This window comes from Mycobacterium sp. IDUB_24, from assembly GCF_055419385.1.
In genome coordinates this window covers 160901-177812 of sequence record NZ_JBVAXO010000003.1, presented here as the reverse complement: position 1 = coordinate 177812, position 16912 = coordinate 160901, and the positions used below count along the sequence as shown (strand labels likewise).

The window sequence follows — 16912 nt, the reverse complement described above, 5'->3', positions numbered from 1 at the left end:
TCCGAATAGGTGACCTGCGTCACGTCATGGGTCCAGTATTGCTGACCATGAGGTTTCGACGACTAGGTGCCGGGCTGATGGTGGCCGTTGTCGCGCTGATGCCGGTGACGGCCTGCGGCGTTACCCGCGGCGACGATTCCCGGAGCCTGCATCGGCTGCGCATGATGGTGCCCAACAGTCCGGGCGGCGGCTACGACCTGACCGCGCGCACCGCGGTGAAGATCATGGAGGACACCGACATCACCGGGCGCATCGAGGTGTTCAACGTCATCGGCGCCGGTGGGACCGTGGCGATGGCCCGGCTGATGAACGAAAAGGGCAACGACGACCTCATGATGATGATGGGGCTCGGCGTGGTGGGCGCCGTTTACACCAACGGTTCCTCGGCGCGTGCCTCGGACGCCACCGCACTGGCCAAGATGGTCGAGGAGCAGGAAGGCATTCTGGTGCCGGGGGATTCGCCGTTCCGCACCATCGGTGACCTGGTCTCGGCGTGGAAGTCCGATCCGGCGAAGGTCACCATCGGCGGCGGGTCCTCACCGGGCGGCCCCGATCACCTGTTCCCGATGGAAACCGCACGCGCTGTGGGCGTCGACCCGCGCAAGGTCAACTACATCACCTACGACGGCGGCGGTGATCTGCTGACGGCCCTGCTGGGCAAGAAGATTGCGGCGGGCACCACCGGGCTCGGCGAGTTCGTCGACCAGATCGAGGCCGGGCAGGTTCGGGTGCTGGCGGTATCGGGTGCCAAACGTGTGGAGGGGATCGATGCGCCGACCCTGACCGAGGCCGGTGTCGACCTCACGTTCACCAACTGGCGCGGAATACTGGCGCCGCCAGGCGTTTCCGGTGAGGCCAAGGATGCGATGGTCCGGGCACTGGCCGACCTGCACGGCACCGACCAGTGGCGTGACGCGCTCGTCAAGAACGGCTGGACCGACGCGTTCAGCACCGGCGCGGAATTCGAACAGTTCCTGCGCGATCAGGACAACCGCGTCTCGTCGACGCTGAGCGAATTGGGGTTGTTGTGAAGGTCGACAAGGCCCAGTATCTGGTCTGCGCAGTCCTGGTGGCCGTGGGCACGTTCCTGATCTATGACGCGCTCACGCTGACCGGGGGATTCGCCAAGGTCGACCCCGTTGGGCCGCGGGCGTTTCCGCTTGGCATCGGGATCGTCCTGATCGCGCTCGCGATCGTTCTGGCGATCGCGATCCCGCGCGGATCGGTCGGCGAGGCGGACGCCGGCGAGGATGTCGACCCGAACATGCCGGGGGACTGGCGCACCGTCGGATTGCTGGTCGGACTGTTCGTGCTGGTGATCGTCGGAGTCAAGCCGCTGGGCTGGGCCATCATGGGAGCACTGCTGTTCGCCGGGGCGGCAACGATTCTCGGCAATCGCCACTACCTGCGAAACCTGGCGATCGGCACGGTGCTGTCGGTTGCGAGCTTCTACGCGTTCTACTCCGGGCTCGGAATCCCGCTGCCCGCAGGCATTCTGGACGGGATTCTGTGAATGGGTAACTTCGAATGGTTGCTGCAGGGATTCGCCGAGGCGGCCACTCCCATGAACCTGCTGTACGCGGTGATCGGGGTGCTGCTGGGCACCGCGGTCGGGGTGCTGCCGGGTATCGGCCCGGCCATGACGGTGGCCCTGCTGCTGCCGGTGACCTACAACGTCAGCCCCAGCGCAGCGTTCATCATGTTCGCCGGGATCTTCTACGGTGGGATGTACGGCGGGTCGACCACGTCGATCCTGCTGAACACGCCCGGTGAATCGTCGTCGGTGATCACCGCGATCGAGGGCAACAAGATGGCCAAGGCCGGCCGGGCCGCCCAGGCCCTGGCCACCGCCGCCATCGGCTCGTTCGTCGCCGGCGCCATCGGCACCGCACTGCTGGCCGCGTTCGCACCGCCGATCTCGCGGTTCGCGGTGACTCTCGGCGCGCCCTCGTACCTGGCGATCATGCTGTTCGCTCTGGTCGCGGTCACCGCGGTGCTCGGCTCCTCCAAGTTGCGCGGGGCGATCTCACTGTTTCTCGGACTGGCGATCGGTGTCGTCGGCATCGACTTCCTGACCGGGCAGCCACGCGCCACCTTCGGCCTGCCGCAGCTGTCCGACGGCATCGACATCGTGGTGATCGCGGTGGCGATCTTCGCCCTCGGGGAGGCACTCTGGGTGGCGGCGCACCTGCGCCGCCGGCCTGCCGATGTGATCCCGGTGGGGCGGCCGTGGATGAGCCGCCAGGACTTCGCCCGGTCCTGGAAGCCGTGGCTGCGCGGTACCGCCTACGGGTTCCCGTTCGGAGCGCTGCCGGCCGGTGGCGCCGAGTTGCCGACGTTCCTGTCCTACATCACCGAGAAGCGGCTGTCGAAGCATCCGGAGGAGTTCGGCAAGGGCGCCATCGAGGGTGTCGCCGGGCCGGAGGCGGCCAACAACGCGTCGGCGGCGGGAACGCTGGTGCCGATGCTGTCGCTCGGTCTGCCCACCAACGCCACCGCCGCGGTGATGCTGACCGCCTTCGTTTCCTACGGAATTCAGCCGGGGCCAACGCTTTTCGAGAAGGAACCATTGCTGATCTGGACACTGATCGCCAGCCTGTTCATCGGCAACTTCCTGCTACTGGTCCTCAACCTGCCGTTGGCGCCGCTGTGGGCCAAGCTGCTGCGCACCCCGCGGCCCTACCTGTACGCGGGCATCCTGTTCTTCGCCACGCTGGGGGCACTGGCCGTCAACGTACAGCCGCTGGATCTGGTCCTGCTGTTGGTGTTCGGGCTGCTGGGTTTGATGATGCGCCGATTCGGATTGCCGGTGCTGCCGTTGATCATCGGGGTGATCCTGGGTCCGCGCATCGAGCGGCAACTGCGCCAGAGCCTGCAACTCGGCGGCGGTGACTGGACGAGCTTGTTCACTGAGCCCGTCGCGATCGTCACCTACGTACTCATGGCGATCCTGTTGCTGGCGCCGCTGGTGCTCAAGCTGATGCACCGTAGTGAGGAGACGTTGTTGATCGTCGAAGATGATGCGGATCAGCAGCAGAAGGCGGCCCGACAATGATTGTCATCGGCTACACCGCTGACGCGTTCGGTATTGCCGCGCTCGAGCACGGCATCGCCGAGGCCGCCTTGCGGGGCACCGGACTGCTGGTGGTCAACGCGACCGCGGGTGAGTCCTACGTGGATGCCCGGTTCGCCCGTTCCGGTCAGGTCCACGATGTCGAGGAGCGGTTGCGGGAGAGCGGCGTGCCATTCGAGTTGCGTCAGCCGGTGGGTGTCGACGCGGCGACCGAATTGCTCGATGCGATGGACGCGCCCGAGGCCGAGTTGCTGGTGATCGGTATCCGGCATCGCAGCCCGGTGGGCAAGCTGTTGCTCGGCAGTGTGTCGCAACAATTGCTGCTGGAATGCCCGAAACCGGTGCTCGCAGTCAAGCCCGCTGGCTGAGCCCCGGCCGCGAGAGGCGGCGTGACCTGGGAAAATCAACCTCACGGGAGCCGCTCACCCTCGGTGAGGATCAGTTTTCGTCCCGATAACGTCGCCGGAAAGATCCGACAACACCCTCACCGCACGATGGGGGCATGGCAGACGGCGCGGGCCCGGACACGACACTGCGGACGGCGTGTTCGTACTGTGGCGTCGGCTGCGGCATCGAGGTCACCACCAGGGTCGACGACGGCCGTACGGTGATCGCGCGGGTCAGCGGTGACAAGCTGCACCCCACGAATTTCGGGCGGCTGTGCACCAAGGGGGCGATGCACGCCGAGATGATGGCCGCCGACGACGACCGGCTCACGTCCGCTTTGCTGCGGCCCTCCCGTTCCGATGAACTGCTGCCGACGCCGGTGGACGACGCGGTAGCCGAGGCCGGACGCCGACTGCGGGCCGTCGTGGACGAGCACGGACCCGACGCCGTCGCACTCTATGTGTCCGGCCAGATGACGCTGGAGGCGCAGTATCTGGCCACCAAGCTCGCCAAGGGCTTCCTGCGTACGGTGCACATCGAATCGAATTCACGGTTGTGCATGGCGAGCGCGGGCACCGGATACAAGCAGTCGCTCGGCGCCGATGGGCCGCCCGGTTCCTACACCGACTTCGACCGGGCCGACCTGTTCTTCGTCACCGGTGCCAATATGGCCGACTGCCATCCGATCCTGTTCCTGCGCATGGCCGATCGGCTCAAGGCCGGCGCCAAACTGATCGTGGTGGATCCGCGCCGGACCGCAACGGCCGAACGGGCCGATCTGTTCCTGCAGATCAAGCCGGGTACCGATCTGGCGTTGCTCAACGGCCTGCTGCACCTGCTGGTGGCTCGCGGCGATATCGACGAGGAGTTCATCGCCGAGCACACCACGGGTTGGGAGGCGATGCCGGAATTCCTGGTGGACTACCCACCGGCCCGGGTCGCCGAGATCACCGGAATCCCCGAAGCCGACATCCGCACCGCGGCAGCGATGATCGCCGAGGCCGGGGAGTGGATGAGCTGCTGGACCATGGGGCTCAACCAGAGCACACACGGAACGTGGAACACCAACGCCATCTGCAACCTGCATCTCGCCACCGGCGCCATCTGCCGTCCCGGCAGTGGCCCCATGTCGTTGACGGGTCAGCCCAACGCCATGGGCGGCCGCGAAATGGGGTACATGGGTCCGGGTCTGCCCGGCCAGCGGTCGGTACTCGCCGCCGATGACCGAGCCTTCGTCGAGACCCAGTGGGACGTCGAACCCGGCACCATCCGCTCGGAGGTGGGTCCCGGAACTGTCGGCATGTTCGAGCAGATGGAGCAGGGCCTGATCAAGGCCTGCTGGATCATCTGCACGAATCCCGTTGCCAGCGTGGCCAACCGCAAGACCGTGATCAACGGTCTGGAGTCCGCCGAGCTGGTCGTCGTCCAGGATGCCTACCGTTCCACGGCCACCAATCACTACGCCGACATCCTGCTGCCGGCGGCATTGTGGGCGGAATCCGAAGGCGTCATGGTCAATTCGGAGCGCAATCTGACCCTGCTTTCCCCGTCGGTCACCCCGCTGGGGCAGGCCCGGCCGGACTGGCAGCTGATCTGCCAGGTGGCCGCGCACCTGGGCTTCGCCGCACATTTCGATTACTCCTCGGCGGAAGAGATTTTCGACGAGATCCGCCGGTTCGCCAATCCGAAGACCGGATACGACCTGCGCGGCGCCAGCTATGAGAGGTTGCGCCAGACGCCGTTGCAGTGGCCGGTTCCAGCAGTCGAGGGATCCGGTGGCGGCGACCGGCACCCGATCCGCTACCTCAACGACGGCGTGAGCCAGGACCTGTTCGTCGACGCCGACGGGCACCGGCCCCAGCTCGCCTTCGCGACCCCGTCGCGGCGAGCCGTCTTTCACGCCCGCCCGCACATGGATGCCGCGGAGCTGCCCGACGACGACTATCCGATGGTGCTCAACACCGGGCGGCTGCAACACCAATGGCACACGATGACCAAGACCGGAAAGGTGGACAAGCTCAACAAGCTCAACCCCGCGCCGTTCGTCGAAATCCATCCGCTGGACGCGCTGGACCTCGACATCGTCGAGGGGCAGCCGGTCGAGTTGACGTCCCGGCGCGGTCGCGCGGTGCTGCCTGCGGTGCTGTCCGACCGGGTGCGGCCCGGCAACTGCTTCGCGCCGTTCCACTGGAACGACGAACACGGCGAGTACCTCACCGTCAACGCCGTGACCAACGACGCCGTCGACCACGATTCACTACAGCCGGAGTTCAAGGTGTGTGCAGTCAGCCTGCGCCCGGTCCGGTCGATCGACGGCACACCCGCGTTGCATCCGCTGGCGGCCGAGATGGGACTGAGTGCTACGCACAAGCCTGCGCTGAGCCAGGATGAAAAGGTATATCTGGCCGGCTTTTTCACCGGCCTTCCCGATGAACCCGTAGGTGTGCCGGTGCTTCCGGGCGCGGCACCGGTCAGTGCCAAGGTACGGCTGTGGGTGGATGGGGTACTGGCCGGACGCTATTCGCGGGCCGGTGACGGTGAGCCAGACGCGCGGTCCCTCCCCGGTGGGCCGCTGGTGTTGTGGGCCTCACAGACCGGCACCGCCGAAGAGTTTGCGGCGGGCGTGGCGGGCCGCATCGCCGGGGCGTCATTGGTGAACATGGACGAACTGGCGCTGGCCGACCTGGCCGCCGCGCGCGACATCCTGGTTGTCACCAGTACGTTCGGCGATGGCGGGCCACCCGACAACGGTGCCGACTTCTGGAGCCGGCTGCAGGGGCCAGGCGCTCCGCAGTTGCACGGGCTTCGCTACGCGGTGCTCGGCATCGGGGACAAGTCGTACGACAACTTCTGCGGACACGCCAAATCTCTGGATCAGCGGTTGGCCGATCTGGGTGCCACCAAGCTGCTCGACCGCACCGACTGCGAGGCCTACGACGACGAACCGATGCGGTGCTGGGCCGATGCGGTCACCACGGCGCTCACTGGTGCGCCACCCGTCCCCACGGTCGTCGGCGGCGGCATCCGCACTGTCATCCCCACCGAGCCGGACGAATTCACCAGGGCCAAGCCGATTCTGGCCGCACTGGCGCGCAACGAGCGGCTGACGACGCCGACCGCGGCCAAGGAGGTGCGTCAGTTCGGCTTCGACATCTCCGAGTACGACGTGAGTTATTCGGTGGGTGACTCACTGGGCGTCTATGCCGGCAACGATCCTGCTGTGGTCGACTCCTGGCTGGCGGCGACCGCGCTCAACCCGGACTCGGTGATCGAGGTCGACGGTGTCGAGCAGTCGTTGCGCGATGCTCTCATCTCGTCGTACGACATCTGCCGGGTTACGCCCGACCTGTTGCGGTTCGTCGCTGACTCCTGCACCGACCGATCTGCGGCCAAGATCCTGCGCAATTCCGGTGAGCGGCGCAGCAATTGGTTGCGGAACCGCAACGGTCTCGATGTCGTGACCGAGTTCGCGGTGCACGCCGAACCCGAAGAATGGCAGGACGTCCTGGTTCGGTTGACCCCGCGCAACTACTCGATCTCGTCGAGCCCGCTGGTCAGTCCGCACGAGGTTCAGCTGACGGTGTCGGTGGTGCGCTACCGCGGCCCCGGCGGCGCGGCGCGCGGTGGGGTGTGTTCGACGTTCATGGCCGACCGTGCTGCGGCCGCACCGGTGTTCCTGCAGCGGTCACCGCATTTCCGTCCGCCCGAAGAGGCAGGCACGCCGATGATCATGGTCGGCCCGGGTACCGGCGTGGCGCCCTTCCGGGGATTCCTGCAGGAGCGCCGGGCGCTGGGCCACGGCGGCCGCAACTGGCTGTTCTTCGGCGATCAGCACCGCCGCGAGAACTTCTACTATCGAGACGAATTTGAGGAGATGGCTGCTGATGGATTCTTAAACAGGTTGGATCTGGCATTCTCCCGCGATCAGGCGGACCGGGTGTACGTGCAGCACAAGATGCTGGACCGTGGGGCCGATCTGTGGCGCTGGCTGGACGACGGCGCCCACTTCTACGTCTGCGGCGACGCCGCCCGCATGGCCAAGGACGTGGACGCCACGCTGACCACGATCCTGCGCACCCACGGGGGGATGTCCGAGGACGCCGCGCGTGACTACAAGCGGGAGCTGGTCGCCCAGAAGCGGTACGTGCGCGACGTGTATTGAGCTCCGCTCATTGGGCTCGCGTCATTGGGCCAAGTCGTTCCAGACGATCTTGGCGAGCTCGTCACGGTCGGCCACCCCGAGCTTGATGCAAGCGCGGTAGATGTGGCCCTCCACGGTGCGGACCGAGACTGTCAGTCGTTCGGCGATGTCGCGGTTCGACAATCCCTGGGCAACCAGACCGGCCACCTCGCGTTCGCGCCCGGTCACCGGCAGGGGCCGGGCGGCCGATCGAATCGCCGGGGTGGCGGCACCCCCGCACTTGGACGCCAATTGCAGTGCGTGCGCGGCGGATTCGGTGCTGTTTCGGCGGTGTCCGGCCTTGTCGTGCAGGGGCACCGCCTGGGCGGCGGAGTCTGCCGCCGAGAGCAGCAGGCCCGCCTCCTCAAATGCACCGGCCACCTTGTCCAGTGCGTTCGGGTCGGCGGCGGCCACTGCGGCGGCGTGCCGCGCGTACAGGGCGGGCAGCGGGCCGTCCGCCCTGTCGACGAGGTCCTGTAGGCGACGGGTGACACTGCGGTCGCCGAAGCGTGCCGCGCTGTGCAGCGCCTCGGCCTCGACGGCGTACTGGCCGGAGGAATGTGCCGCATCGGCGGCTGCCCGGGCCAGGTCGATCGCCGAGCGGTGCCCGCCCTTGGCGGCGGCCAGCCAGGCCTTGGCGAGCATCCGGAGGGGCTCGTGCAGCGCCATGAATTCGCCCGAGTGCTCCTTGGCGTCCTCCAGTACCCGTTCGGCCTCGGCGGGGTTACCCACCCCGGCGTAGGCGCGGGCCAGTAGCAGCCGGCCGGGGAGCTGCCAGGGCAGAGAGCTCTCGGCGTTCAGCGCGGCCAGGGCCTGTTCGATGGCCAGGATGGAATCGCGGAAGCGGCCACGGTGGGTGGCGGCGACGCCTTCCATGATCTTGGCGATCGCCCAGCCGGCGAACTGACCGGCCGAGGAGAATTCGGCGTACTCGGTGGCCCGCCGCTGGGCCAGGTCGAGTTGGCCGGTGTACGCGAGGGCCAGCACCTCGCCGTAGAAGACCATGATCCGGACCATGCCGTCGGTGGTCTTGCGCTCTGCGCGGCATCGCGATGCGATCGGCAGGAAATCGTTTCCCCGGCCCACCAGCGGCATCGACAAGCCGGCGGCGAATGCCGCGAAATCCACGGCCTGCCGCGGCGCCTCGGGGTTCGCCAGGACCCGTTCGGCGATTTCGAGCCCTTCGGGGATCTTGTTCTGGTGCACGGCCATGCCAGCGCCGAACGCGTCGACGATCAGTCGGAGGGTCGGATGGGTAACCCGTTCCTGCAGCAGGGCGAGCACCTGGCCGGCGCGTGCCACGTCGCCCATGGACCAGAACAGGTTGGACAGCCGTGGAACGCCCCACTGCACGAGTTCCATCTCGTTGAGGTCAGCGGGGGAAAATTGTTCCAGGATGCTGTCGGCCTGTGCCGGATGGCCCTGCCATAGCAACGCGCGGGACAGCAGCGCGGCCGCGCTCAGTCCACCGCCGTGCGCGAAGGCGGCACGCGCCAGCTTCTCGCCCAGCGGCAGGTTGGACAGGAACACCGCGTCCTTGGCAGCGGTGATCAGCAGTTCGATGTCGGTGCCCTGGTCGCTCTCGATGGCCAACTCGGCCAACTTGATTCGGCTGGCGGGCGAGTCGAGGTTGCGCTCGTGCAGGATCTTGGTGATCCGGCCCCGCAGCTTCCGGGCCGACGCGGTGCCGACCCGGCGGCGCACCGCCTCGCCGAACAGCGGGTGGCTGAAACGGACGTTGATCTGGCCGTCGTCGGCGACGATCCGGATCAGGCCGCGCATCTCGGCCGCATCGACCGCGTCCTCGCCGGCCAGTTCTGCCAGCGCATCGATATCGAGCGGTTCGCACAGCGACAGCAGCTTCAAAGCGTGCAGGACGTCCTCGCCGGCATGCGCCAGACGTTCGTCGAGCAGCTCGACCAGCCCGGAGGGAATGACGGTGGGTCCGCGGAACTGCCACACCCCGTTGACCTTGGCCAGCGTGCCTGCGTCGACCGCGCCCTCGACCATGTTGCGCAGGAACAGTGGGTTGCCGCCGGAGGTCTCCCACATCACGTCGGCGCTGAGCCCCTCCAGCGTTCCGCCCAGGACGGTTTCGATCAGTGCGATGCTCTGCTGTTTGGTGAACGGGTGGAGTTCGAAGCGCTGGAGGTAGCCGTCCTTCCACAGCGAGGTGACGGCATCGGGGACCGGCTCACCACTACGCACGGTGGCCACCACGTGGCCCGAGCGCTCCACGGCGATCTGGTGCAACAGCGTCGCCGACAACTGGTCCAGCAGATGCGCATCGTCGATCCCGACGATGGTGTCGCCGTCGGCCACAAGCGATTCGCGTGCCGATCCGATGAGGGCGATGGGGTCGCGTGATCCCGATGACGACACCCAGTGGGCGAATGCGCCGAGCGGGATGCTGCGTGACGATTCGGTGCACGCGGCCCAGTGCACCTTGCGGCTCAACGATGCGGTGACCGTGCGCGCCAGCGTGGTCTTGCCGACGCCGGCGGCTCCGACGAGCACGACTCCGCAGCTGTCCGTCCCGCTGAGGGCGGCCCGAATGGCCTCGTGCTCGACGGGCCGGTCCAAAAGCTGCCACTGACCAGGCATGAATCCTGAGTCTAGGGGCACCAGGCCCGGAACGGTGCCGAACAGAGGGTCGACGGGGCGTTTCGCGTCGGCCTCAGCGGCGAATGTTCTTCCCATTGCAAGTATTTCCCGTTCGCTAGGGTCAATCCGGAAGTTCGGCGATATCGGTGGGCTCGTGCCGGTCGATGTGATTCATCTTGTGCCGGAAGTCGCTCGATGCTTCGTATACCTTGAGCTTCAGCCGGTTGATGGACCCCAGCGGCCGGTGGGCCTCCAGGCCGCGCCACGAGTTGAACGACAGCACGTCGTCGCCATACGCACGGCGTAACGCGCTGTACGGGTTCTGCTGGGGGAACACCACCTTGGCCACTGGCAGGTACGGGGATGACTTCCAGGGTTTCGTGGCGTCCTCGATCGGCATCTTGTCCTTGTCGAGACACAGTTGCACGCCGAATGTGTACTCCGCGGAGTGTTTTTCGAAGAATGCCATGATCAGATCGCGGTGCTCGTCCTGACCGGGATTGCGCGGAAGGGTCTGATCGGCAAGCGCTTTGGCCTCCGGCGAGGTCGGTTCGTATTTGAAGCGGGCCACGTAGTCGCCGTACCGGATCGGGGCGGAGGAGTAGAACGTCTCGCCCAGGATGGGACGGTTGGGCGCGGCGAACACGGCCAGGTTCTCCGGTATCGGCAGGCGGATCTTCTTGAGCGCGCCGAGCAGTTCGCTCACCGCCCACAGCGTGCCGTCGGACAGCCGGGCCAGCAGAGTGGCGCTCAGCATTCCCAGCTTGCGGTACGCGTGGGCGTCGGCGAACAGGAATTCCTCGTGGGTGACGAGCACGAAGTCCTGCGTGACATTGTGTTCGTCCTTCGGGTCCTTCATCGCGCGCTCGCCGTGCACGCCGATGGCCTTGATGCCGAGTCCGCGCACGCCGCGGTTCTTGTCGCTGCGCAGTACCCCCGAGGTGGTCGAGATGCGGGCGATCACCGGGTAGCTGCGCGCTTCGGCGAATATCCCCTGGGCGAGTACCTCGGGGAGGCCGGGATTGACGATGAGTTCGCCGCGCAGGACGGCGTGGCTCTTGGCATGCGCGTCACGCAGCCCGTGCTTGAACTTCTTGTAGGCCCGTTCGTTGTTCTTGTGCAGCGACTTGATGATCTTCTCGATGTCCTGGGCCTCGCGCGCCTTGGGCTGCTCGAGATCGTCGCGGTAGGGAACCGGGTTGAGGCTCTCGGCGATGCGGCGTACGTCGGCGGTGGACATGGCTGCGGTCATGCGGATGCCTTTCTGATTCAGCGGGGTGCTGCGACTTTCCAGGGGGCAAACGGGTTGGCCACACCGGACAGGGCGGGGGCCAGTTCGGGGAAGTGGCGCAACAGCACCGAGCGCATGTCGTTGTCGCGAACCCACTTCATGCCGGCAACGGTGTACGTCTCGTCACGGAAGTCGGTGGTGAAGAAGCGGTCGCTTTCCAGCCGGCGGGTGGCCATCAGGATGAAGACCCGGAATGCGGTGTCGCTGAATCCGAATCCCGGTGGTTTGGGCTCGGCGTACAGGCCGATCACCAGGTCGACGAGGTCCACGTCGTCGTCGTAGATCTCGCGCAACTCGGCGGCCAGCGCGGAGTCACCGGTCAGCTCCTCGAACGTCTGCACCGGCTTGAGTCGGAACAGCTTCCGGAACTCGTTGTAGCGCGGGACACCTCGTTCCCGGCACCGGATCAGGTCGATCGTGGCCAGGTCGATCAGGGTGCCGTCGACGCGGTGCATGTGCTGCAGGTGCCGCGGGAAGTTGTGCAGCGACAACGCCCCGGGATGGGCGCGGCCGAAGGAGTAGAACAGGTCGGCCATCGGGCTTTCGCTCAGCCGGGCACGCACATTGAGCACCGACAGTTCGGGTAGCTCGTGCCGTGCGGTGATGCGGTCGTCGGCCAGCGAGCGGAAGGTGAACTCGTCGGGGATCAACGGGTGCATCCGGTACACCGCGACGAACTCCTCGGTCAACGAATACGGAACACCGTGATGGGTGGTCGGTGAGCCGGGGATGCCGTACAACAACGGGCTGTTGCTGAGGCGTCCGGAGCTTCGTCGGAGCCGGGGTCCCAGCTTGTTGCCCAACAGCCCGAACCAGTTGATGCGCATGGCCGTCACCGTCGTCGGGTGCGCGATGATGGCCGGCGTCCAGTCCACGGTGTGGATCTTGGCCATCAATGCGGAATTGACCAGGCGTGCCTTGTCGTAGAGCTGTTGGCCGGTCAGATAGGGGTACACCTGCGCCAGCCGGTCGCAGATGGCGTTGTGCTCGCGCATGAACAGCGAGTGCAGCAGGGCCAGGCCCACCCAGAAGTTCCCCGCGGTGCCGGTGAGGTCGGCGGTGTCCTCGACGTCGGGTGGCACCAGGCCGGACTCGTCGATGCGCAGCTTGCCGCCCTCGGGTGCGCGCAGCGCACTGGCGAATGCGGGTGTGGTGCCGTAGATCTGGGAGGCATCCCACCAGTGCGACTCCTGGGTGACGAAGGTGGGCGGGCCGACCGGACTGGGGTGCGGGTCGGGCGGGGTGCGCTCGACGTGCATCGGCCGCAGCGGCCACGGATCGTCGTCGTGCAGCGGCACCACCCAGGGCTGGGTGGTGACCGAGCCATGGGCGAACCAATCGTGTACCTCGAACTGAATCCACGCTGCGGCCAGGAGGTTCAGTGTGGTCGCGGGCTGAAAAATGTCACGGGTCAGCAAGGTGCGGCTGATCAGCCGCGGGTTGGGGTCGAGCAACCGCTGGGCGGATTCCGGGCGGGAGTGTTCGGGTGGGACGTTGCGGCCGAACCGGCAACCGACGGCACCCATCCGCGGGTCGTTCAGGTCGTTGTAGGAACCGTCGCGGGTACGGGCGCCCAGATAGTTGCCCACGCCCGCCGGACCGGCCGGCGGGTCCGGGGCGGGTTCGGCGGCATACAGATTCGACGTCCGCAGCTGATGGCGCAGTCCGATCAGGACGACCAGCCCGATCGCCCTGGGCAGTCGGGCCCAGCCGACCGTCTGGTCGATCTGCTGGGCGACCCGGGCCGCGAGGGTGGCCGTCAACGATCGCGACCAGGACCAGACAGCAGCGACGAACGCTGGTGCCTGTCTTGCCGTGGTCACCATTCGTTGTTTCCCTCCGGCCGCTATAACGAGCCTGTCGGCCACGATTGTTGTGCACGGAAGCAGAAATGACATGAGTAGTGGGCTACTCGATCCGATCCGTGAGGTTCCTCCGCGTTTCGAGTAGTCGAATACGCGTGTGTGCATGGCTCGGCTGAGCGACGATCAATCGACGCAGGAAAACCTGGAGTGGCTGAGTATTCCGAGGAGCGTGGTGAGTTCAACGGGGGAAGTCTGGGCAGATCGGGTGCTCAGTGCACTGGGGGAGCTGGATCAGGCCGGCAGAACCGCGGACATGACACTGCTGACCGAGACGGTCGCCGCCAAATTCGCGTCGAGATTCGATGAGCGGGACCGGCAGTATGAGAACGACAAACCGTACTGGCACAACCGTGTTCACGACGCGGTCGCCGGACTGCGCCGGAGGAGGCTGGTTGCCGCGAAGGCGCCGAAGACCACAAGGGTGCAATTGACCGATACCGGTCGTGCCGCTGTTGCGGGTGCCCGCGAACGGGCCGAGGCCGTGACCGAGCCGGCGGTGCGTGGCGTGGCTCCCTCAGATGCACCACCACCACAGGTCGGGACTTCCGAACCACCCAAACGCGACCCGGTTCTGGCCGGGGTGGTGACCGCGCCCCTGCGCACGGCGATGGCGCGGGAGGGTGCCGCCACGCCCATACCGATCATGGTGGAGCTCAACCTCACCTTTCAGCCGTCGGTGGCGGCCGCGATCGAGAGGGTCGAACGGCTGTGGGAGATGGTGGGCGGGGCGGGTACTCCGGTGCCGCTGGCCGATCAGTTCATGGCCGGCGATCTCACGTCGGACCAGATCAAATCGCTCGTGTCTGCCGACGCCGTCCCGCAGACCTGGGCTCAGCGGGCGGTCTACCGGATCTGGCCGGACTTCGAGGTGCACCCGCAGATCGACGCCTCCTCGACCACCATCAAGGCCGTCGCGGCGCAGCGGTCGTTCGCCAGCTTCGGCGAGGGGATCGTCTGGGCCGTGGTTGATTCCGGTATCGACGAGACGCATGCGCACTTCGCGGAGTACCAGAACCTGCGTGATCCGTCGGTCATCGATCTACACCACGACTTCACCGGAGGTGACGCTCCGCTGACCGACACCGACGGGCACGGCACGCACGTGGCCGGGATCATCGCCGGGGGTTTGGTGGGCCGCAAGCCCGCGGACGTCGTGGTGGTCGAGAAACGGCTCAATGACCCTGAGCGCGGCGGTGATCCGATCACCGCGCCGCGGACCGTCGCTGATCCGGACCGCTTGGCGGGCATGGCACCCAAGGCCAAGCTGGTGAGCCTCAAGGTGCTCGGGCCCGGGGACCAGACCTCGCGGGTGAGCCGGGTGATGCAGGCACTGGCCTACGTCCGGAAGCTCAACGCCGGAAGTGAGCGGGTGCCGCGGGTACACGGCGTGAACCTCAGCCTCGGATACGAGTTCGATGCCGAGTGGTACGCCTGCGGGCAGAGCCCGATGTGTATCGAGGTCGACAAGACCGTGCGCTCGGGCGTGGTGGTGGTAGTGGCCGCGGGCAATTCCGGCTACGTATCACTGAATACGGCCTTCGACAAGGATTCGGTGAAGTTCACCGCGGACATGACGATCAACGATCCGGGCAACACGGAGAGCGCGATCACCGTCGGTTCCACGCACCGCAGTTCTCCGCACACCTTTGGTGTCTCGTACTTCTCCTCCCGCGGCCCCACCGGCGACGGGCGACGTAAGCCAGACCTGGTCGCACCGGGTGAGCGCATCACCTCGGCCGCGGCCGGGGAGCGCCGGGAGGCCGTGACCAACCAGATCGACGTCGAGCCGGGCGTGCCGGTGTACGTCGAGGAAAGCGGCACCAGCATGGCCGCCCCGCATGTGTCCGGTGCGATCGCGGCGTTTCTGTCGGTGCAGCGCGAGTTCGTCAGTGAACCCGAGGCCGTCAAACGCATCTTCGTCGAATCGGCGACCTCCCTGAACCGCGACCCCGCCTTCCAAGGCAGTGGGATGGTCGATCTCATGCGTGCACTGCAGTCCGTCTGACCTGAAAGGGACTCCGATGACCAACGATGTGGCAGGACGGATCTGGCGGTTGGTGTTCGACGCCGAGGGTGATCCCGAGCCGGCGGTGCTCGCCGATCTCAAGAGCCGGATCGGCGCCGCGGGGCTGACCGATCTGATCATCTTCTCCCACGGCTGGAACAACGACGAAGCGGCCGCGGCGTCGTTGTACGAGCGGTGGTTCGGTCTGTTGGCCCCACAACTCGACCCGGCCCGCGCGGTCGGCTTCGTCGGTTTGCGGTGGCCGTCGCAACTCTGGCGTGACGAGCCGATCCCGGACTTTTCCGGGCCGGCGGTGCATGACGATGGGGGCGCGGCCGCCCTCGGTGACGAGGTGGAGGTGGTGCCGGCTGGTCCGGCGACCATCGATCCGGCCCAGCTCGACGAGCTCAAGGACCTGTTTCCGGACGGCAAGGAGCAGTTGGACACCATCGCCGGTCTGCTGGCGGTGCCGCCGAGCAGCGACCGCCTACCGGAGCTGCTCGATGCGCTGCGCGCGTTCAGCGCCGCCACCCAGACCGGGTTCAACGACGGTGAGGTCGCCGCCCCGGACGCCGGGCCGGGGATGCTCGACGAACATCAGGACCCGGAACAGTTGTTCACCACCTTCGCTGACGAATTGGCCTCTGCCGGTGTGGAATTCGATGAAGTTGAGGGCGGGGGAGCGGCTGGCCTCGGTGACATCGCCGGGCGGCTGTGGCACGGCGCCAAGGAGGCGCTGCGCCAGCTGAGCTACTGGAAGATGAAGAACCGTGCCGGGGTGGTGGGCCGGCGCGGGCTGGGCCCCGTCATCGATGCGCTGCACACCGATTTCCCCGAGCTGCGGATTCATCTGGTCGGACACAGTTTCGGGGCCCGTGTGGTGTCCTACGCCATCGCGGGGATGAGTGAGGTCCAGCCCTCACCCGTCAAAGCGGTGACCCTGCTGCAGGGCGCGTACTCCCGCTTCACCTTCACCGATCGGTTGCCGTTCCGGAAGGGTGCGGGCGAGCTGGCGGGTCTCCTCGACCGGATCGACGGCCCGCTGACGGTCTGCTTCTCCAGTCATGACCGGGCGCTCGGCACGTTCTATCCGCTGGCCTCGGCTGCGGCGGGCGAGGACGCGGCCGGGGCCGACGATCCTCTGTTCCGCTGGCGGGCCATGGGATCGCACGGGGCGTACAACTCGGCGACCCAGACTCTGGGCGCCAAGGGCACGAGCTATCCGTTCCAGTCCGGTCAGATTCTGAATCTGAATTCGTCAGACGTGGTGGCCAAGGATGACGGCCCGTCGGGTGCGCACAGCGACATCTTCCACGAAGAATTGTGTTGGGTTGCCGCCGCTGCCGGGAAATTGAACCCGGCTTAGTTGGGTGTCCGAGGGGGGACTTGAACCCCCACGCCCGTTAATAGGGCACTAGCACCTCAAGCTAGCGCGTCTGCCATTCCGCCACTCGGACTTGCCAACCACTCGGGGTTGGGCGCCTAAGGTTATCGGATTGAGTGGCCC

10 protein-coding genes and 1 tRNA gene are annotated in these 16912 nt (G+C 66.7%); 7 read left to right on the top strand and 4 right to left on the bottom strand.

Annotated features, from left to right (window positions below; all coding sequences use genetic code 11):
• Window positions 1-47: 47 nt before the first annotated feature.
• From ACZYZF_RS13340 to ACZYZF_RS13320, 5 genes are all read left to right on the top strand, one after another.
• Window positions 48-1031, top strand: a complete 984-nt coding sequence (locus ACZYZF_RS13340; protein WP_463746761.1) for a Bug family tripartite tricarboxylate transporter substrate binding protein — start codon at window positions 48-50, stop codon at window positions 1029-1031.
• A complete protein-coding gene (locus ACZYZF_RS13335; protein ID WP_463746762.1) occupies window positions 1028-1513 on the top strand; it encodes a tripartite tricarboxylate transporter TctB family protein in 486 nt (161 codons plus the stop codon). The genes ACZYZF_RS13340 and ACZYZF_RS13335 overlap by 4 nt, the downstream gene beginning before the upstream one ends.
• Window positions 1514-3055: a tripartite tricarboxylate transporter permease gene (locus tag ACZYZF_RS13330; protein WP_463746763.1), complete on the top strand. Its 1542-nt coding sequence runs from the start codon at window positions 1514-1516 to the stop codon at window positions 3053-3055.
• Window positions 3052-3441: a universal stress protein gene (locus ACZYZF_RS13325; protein WP_463746764.1), complete on the top strand. Its 390-nt coding sequence runs from the start codon at window positions 3052-3054 to the stop codon at window positions 3439-3441. Before ACZYZF_RS13330 ends, ACZYZF_RS13325 begins: the two co-directional genes overlap by 4 nt.
• A 134-nt stretch (window positions 3442-3575) precedes the next feature.
• Complete coding sequence (locus tag ACZYZF_RS13320) at window positions 3576-7622, top strand: molybdopterin-dependent oxidoreductase (RefSeq protein ID WP_463835950.1); 4047 nt, start codon at window positions 3576-3578, stop codon at window positions 7620-7622.
• Window positions 7623-7643: 21 nt separating this feature from the next.
• On the opposite strand, the gene ACZYZF_RS13315 is transcribed toward ACZYZF_RS13320, so the two are convergent.
• The 3 genes from ACZYZF_RS13315 to ACZYZF_RS13305 form a co-directional block, all read right to left on the bottom strand.
• Window positions 7644-10244: a LuxR C-terminal-related transcriptional regulator gene (locus ACZYZF_RS13315; RefSeq protein ID WP_463835948.1), complete on the bottom strand. Its 2601-nt coding sequence runs from the start codon at window positions 10242-10244 to the stop codon at window positions 7644-7646.
• 121 nt (window positions 10245-10365) lie between these two features.
• Window positions 10366-11484 (bottom strand): catalase family protein, encoded by a 1119-nt coding sequence (locus tag ACZYZF_RS13310; RefSeq protein WP_463836166.1) that lies wholly within the window; start codon window positions 11482-11484, stop codon window positions 10366-10368.
• A 29-nt stretch (window positions 11485-11513) separates the two neighbouring features.
• Window positions 11514-13361 carry a peroxidase family protein gene (locus ACZYZF_RS13305; protein ID WP_463835947.1) on the bottom strand — a complete coding sequence of 616 codons (1848 nt, stop codon included), beginning with the start codon at window positions 13359-13361 and terminating at the stop codon, window positions 11514-11516.
• 211 nt (window positions 13362-13572) lie between these two features.
• On the opposite strand from ACZYZF_RS13305, the gene ACZYZF_RS13300 reads away from it, so the two are divergent.
• Together ACZYZF_RS13300 and ACZYZF_RS13295 are read left to right on the top strand one after the other, a co-directional pair.
• A complete protein-coding gene (locus ACZYZF_RS13300; protein WP_463835946.1) occupies window positions 13573-15405 on the top strand; it encodes a S8 family peptidase in 1833 nt (610 codons plus the stop codon).
• A gap of 16 nt (window positions 15406-15421) precedes the next feature.
• A complete protein-coding gene (locus ACZYZF_RS13295) occupies window positions 15422-16771 on the top strand; it encodes an alpha/beta fold hydrolase (RefSeq protein WP_463835944.1) in 1350 nt (449 codons plus the stop codon).
• Between the two features lie 5 nt (window positions 16772-16776).
• Here ACZYZF_RS13295 and ACZYZF_RS13290 read toward each other — a convergent pair.
• Window positions 16777-16862, bottom strand: a tRNA-Leu gene (locus tag ACZYZF_RS13290).
• Between the last annotated feature and the right edge of the window lie 50 nt (window positions 16863-16912).